Origin of the sequence: Clostridium sp., assembly GCF_036569345.1 — a bacterium.
Lineage (GTDB): Bacteria > Bacillota > Clostridia > Clostridiales > Clostridiaceae > Clostridium_AD.
This window is the reverse complement of record NZ_DATCQT010000155.1, coordinates 1-4,771: the sequence shown is the minus strand read 5'-3', so window position 1 is coordinate 4,771 and position 4,771 is coordinate 1. Positions and strand designations below refer to the sequence as shown.

General features: G+C 27.7%; 6 protein-coding genes. All 6 read left to right on the top strand.

Features of this window, described 5'->3' with window-relative positions; genetic code table 11:
* Positions 1–362: TraM recognition domain-containing protein (locus VIM70_RS15780; protein ID WP_331946736.1), on the top strand; the 362-nt coding region annotated here is incomplete at its 5' end.
* 3 nt (positions 363–365) lie between these two features.
* Entirely contained in the window at positions 366–1,448 is a 1,083-nt protein-coding gene (locus tag VIM70_RS15775) for a hypothetical protein (protein WP_331946735.1), read from the top strand.
* Between the two features lie 19 nt (positions 1,449–1,467).
* Positions 1,468–2,784, top strand: a complete 1,317-nt coding sequence (locus VIM70_RS15770; RefSeq protein WP_331946734.1) for a zinc ribbon domain-containing protein — start codon at positions 1,468–1,470, stop codon at positions 2,782–2,784.
* Positions 2,785–2,855: 71 nt separating this feature from the next.
* Positions 2,856–3,185 carry a helix-turn-helix domain-containing protein gene (locus VIM70_RS15765; protein ID WP_331946733.1) on the top strand — a complete coding sequence of 110 codons (330 nt, stop codon included), beginning with the start codon at positions 2,856–2,858 and terminating at the stop codon, positions 3,183–3,185.
* A 114-nt stretch (positions 3,186–3,299) separates the two neighbouring features.
* Entirely contained in the window at positions 3,300–3,494 is a 195-nt protein-coding gene (locus VIM70_RS15760) for a hypothetical protein (RefSeq protein WP_331946732.1), read from the top strand.
* Between the two features lie 318 nt (positions 3,495–3,812).
* Complete coding sequence (locus VIM70_RS15755) at positions 3,813–4,484, top strand: hypothetical protein (protein WP_331946731.1); 672 nt, start codon at positions 3,813–3,815, stop codon at positions 4,482–4,484.
* Positions 4,485–4,771: the final 287 nt, after the last annotated feature.

Sequence of the window (4,771 nt, the reverse complement as noted above, 5' to 3'; positions counted from 1 at the left end):
CATATGGTTTTAGAAATATAATTTCTACTCAAGAATTAGCAGATATGACAATTAATAATTCTAGTAAGTTATTAGACCAAATATGGGGTTGTACAAATGTAAAAATAGCTTTAAGACAAGACGTTTTTTCTTCTCAACAAGCGTTAAGTAATGGGATTGGTACAAAGGATATATATAAACCAATGTTTTCAAGTAGTAAGGAAAGCGGAAAACAAGAACAAAGTAGTACAAATGTAAGTTTAGAAGAAGAATTTGTTTATAAACCTAGAGAGTTTGGGCAATTAAAAGTAGGTGAAGCAATAGTTTTTATAAAAGTACCCGAATTTAGGTATGCAAAAATAAAAATAAGGATGGTGGATTAAAAAATGTTACGGTTAATACCAATATTTAATATAATTATAAATTTAGTGTTTATAGGGTTTCTACAATTTGGATTATCTTGCTTTGTACCCGTTCAGTGGCTCCCGTTCAATGGGACTATTAGAACTTTAATCTTATACATAATTTTAATTTTTAGCATGTATTCAAGCGTTGGACAACGTTGCGTTGCCTTCTTTGCAAATGGTAGAAATACAATAGGAAGGGAAGAAAAAATCTTACAACCAATAATTGAAGAGTTGAAGGATAGAACGGATATTAAGGGTTATTCTTCGCCAGTATACATGCAATATAAAATTACTGATGCATTAAATAACCTTACTGGAAAGAAGATTAAATTGTTAGATAGAAAAATTGAAAAAATGAAATTTGAATATCTAACTGGAACAGTTAAAATATTTACTTATGATAGCCTTGATATAGAAATAAATTCTTATGGCAATTCAATTTTTGTATCTAAGGGAGCAATAGACACACTTCCAAGGGAAGAATTGAAAGCAGTTATCTATAATGAATTTGCACAAATAAAGACTAATATAGCAAATTTACGACTATTACATGATGGTAATATAATATTAGGACGTGCAAGTGCAATATTATTTTTAATAATTGCTCCATTCGCTCTAACTTTGGGACTTTTAAGCAGTAATATTTTAGCAACTGTAACTCATAGTGGTAGCTTTTCTTTAAATACAGTATTTTCAAATTTACTGTTAATAATGGCTTACAGTTTTTACTGCATAATAAGGCTTGTATTGTGGCGTTACACTAAAAAATGGACAAACTTATTTTATATGCTTTACGAAAGAAAAATATTTATAAAAGCAGATAGAGCAACGCATAAGCAAGGATTGTCGAGCGATATGCTAAGTTATTTAGATAAGTTATATGTATTTAAACTAGGAGATAAAGACGTATCTAGGCTATTCGTAGAACTAAGACCATTAGTGGCATATAGAATAAATTATTTTGAGAATGTACTAGGTAATAATCGAGGGCTTTCAAGCGATAATTACGCATGGAGTACTAATTATATGGAAAGAGTGCAAAGCATACATAATAAAAAATAGTAGAAAGGAATGGTAGAAAGTGTTTTGTTTAAAATGTAAAATCGAAACAGAAGATAAATTTTGCGAGAATTGTGGAGGGGCAACGGTTGCAAGTAATACATATTGTCCAGTATGTGGAGTTGAAGGAAAAGACCAGTTTTGCGGAAAGTGTGGAAATGCTACAGTTGTGAATAATGAAATTGCTTCGACAGTTGAGGATCAAGAAACAAATTTACAATTTAGCCAAGCAAATAATACAAATAGAAAAAGCAAAACTAAAGTCTTAGATTCAAAAACAAATATAAAAAAAACAATAAAACTTGTAATAATTTTAGTGGTTTTAGTGGGTGGATTTACTGGGTATAAAGTATTACAATCAAAGTATACACCTCAAAAATCAGTAAACCAATACTATACATATCTTGCTAATAAAGATTACCAAAATGCTTATAAAATGTTATCCAACACAGATAATGATTTCTTAAATGAAGATATGTTTATAAAATCAGTTGAAAAACAAAATTTCAAAAATTACAGTATAAAAGATTTTAATAAAGAGGATTTTGAGGAGTCTAAAGATATAACTTCTAACGCAACAACTTATGAAGTACAAGCAAATGGGGTTACATCTGTTGCAGAAGTTGAGCAAACTGGTAAGGAGTTTTTGATTTTTAATAAATTTAAAATAAATGCTAAAAATTTTACTTCAAAAGATTGGGGGTTTGATGTACCAAAGGGTACAGAGATATTTGTAAATGGTAAAAAAGTTAACAACTTAGCGGAAAATACAGAAAATGGGAGTAGCGCTGCTACTGGTCTTACTGGAACAACTGAAGTTTATAAAACAAAAATGGATAACTACCAAATAAGCAATATTTTTACCGGGAATTACACTGTTAAGTTAAAATTAGTTGGAGCATCAGACATAAATCTTAATGAAGTAGCGGTAGGTACAAAAGTTAGTGCAGATTTTAAGATGACAAAAGGACTTGAACAACAATTACAAAGTCAAACAAAAAAGCTTTTAATGGCATACTACGCTAATAGTGATATGAGTAAATTTTTAAGTAGTGATAATGATGTGGAAAGCGAATTAAAAGATGCTGAACAAATGTGGAATATAAATGGTACAAAGCCTCAATCAAGAGGAATAATGAAGAATGATCTTGCAATAGAATCATCAAGTGTTGGAGATTCAACACATGCTAGTATTGTTGAAACATACACATTAAATAAACCAGTTATGTCAGTTGATAAAACTGTTTTAGGTAATCCAGATAGTCCTATAACTACAACTTTTTATTTTGAAAAAGTAGGTAACAAATGGTTAATATGTAGTGCTAATTTATATAATTAAAAATTCAATATAGAATCAATTTAAAATTCTAGGTGCTAGATTTTAGCACCTAGAAAAGAGGGGTATAAAATATGAAATTAATAGATATTAAAACAATTCATGAAGTGTCTCTTGAATATGAAATTTCAATTAATACTTTAAAAGGAAGATTAAAATTAACTAATTTTGGTTTAATTGAAGACGTAGATTTTAGAAGAATGGGTAAAGGACAAGGATTCTTACTAAGTCCTGACGGTGTAAAAAAAATAACTAAGATTAAAAGAAATTTACCTCAAGATTTCGAAAAGTATTATATTAAGTGGAAAAACAAAGAAGAAACAGTAGCTGAAATTTCAAAGCTATTAAACATAAATCAATCAACATTTTATAGATTCATAAAGAAATATGAATCTATAAAATGAGCAAATAAAATAATTGAAGTAGGGTGGCAAATGTTTTTCGCCAAACATAATAAAATCATCATTAAATCTAATTAAAGATTTATGTACCATATTTAAAGAGGGAGGGTTTAACTAATGGCATCAACAAGTAAAATAAAAATATTAAAAGCAGATACTACAGAAGAACTAGAACTTTTATATAACGAATTTATGAATGAACGTGAAGAAAACGGATATACGGTAAAATGGCCCATTACAAATAATCATTTTCGTATAAGTGAAAATATATTTTATCTTTTAATAGAATATCAAGTTATAAAAAAATTATAGTTTTTAGGTAAAAAAATAAAAGGCTTAGACAGGACAAGAGTAATGGACACCTTGTCAATTGGCATACAAATTTCCTTACTATGCTAATTGACCACTTCCATTTCTCTTGTCCTGTAGTACTTTAAATTATCTAAATAAATATTCGACGGAGAAAGTACTTCTACTATAATTGTAGGAATATAGTTAGTTTTAAAGGAAAAACTAACTATATATAGAAATATTACTAAAGTAATATTTCTATATTAATAAAACGCATTAACATTTGTTTAAATGCGTTTAGGAAAAATTACTAAAGTAATAAAACAGGTGGTGTCCGTTATGAGTAATGCTAAAGTCCTAAATTTATCTTATTTACGTATAGTCGAGATAGCAAGAGCAATAAATCAAAATACAATTGCAAACAAAAACAGGTTAAAAGAAAAGAAAATTGTAACAGATAAATTTATTCGTAAGTTTTCGATTAGCAGAAAAGATTTTAGTGAGACATTAAAAACAAAAGCAAGGGGAATAAAATATAATTCTTCAACCTATTTATACGACATAAATGATAATTTTGTAGAAGAAGTAGTAGCAGAAAAAGTAGAAGATACTATTGAAATTATAACACCTAAAAGTGAGAAGTTAGTAGAGAAAAAAAAGGATAGGGAAAAATATTACGAAAGTAATAAAAATGCCGAAGGTCTACCAATGACTAATGAAATGACTGGTATTAAACAGATTGTAAGTGTAAAAGATGATTTATTTAATATGATAGAGTGGTACAAAAGTAAAATAACAAAAGAGAAATTAGAAAGCAATACTTTAAATGAGCAAATAGATATAAATGAATTCTCTAATGATTTAAAAGGTGATGTTGTTGTAAAATATTTAAAAGTTTATAAGGATACATTCAAAAGATTTGAAGCAATATGTGATAAACATAAATTTATAAAGAAGCAAGATATGCTAAGTGTAGCACTCTTACAATTTTGCAAAAGATATGATAAGTAATAACACTTGACCTATTATTTAAACCAATATGTTAATTTCAATTATACATCGCCCTACATTATGTTAAACTTAAACTTACTTTATTGAAATATATCAATGATATATTTAACCAAAGCTAGTGTTTTCAATGGTTTTGAGGTTTTATGTGAGTTTAACACAATATCCTTTGTGTTAAACTCAAAATAACTAATAACAAACTAATTGAACGGGTTTACTTTACATATATTTTTTTATGACAGGCGAATTTATTATCTTAAGTAAATAGCTTTTATTTTGGAAGTAGATTT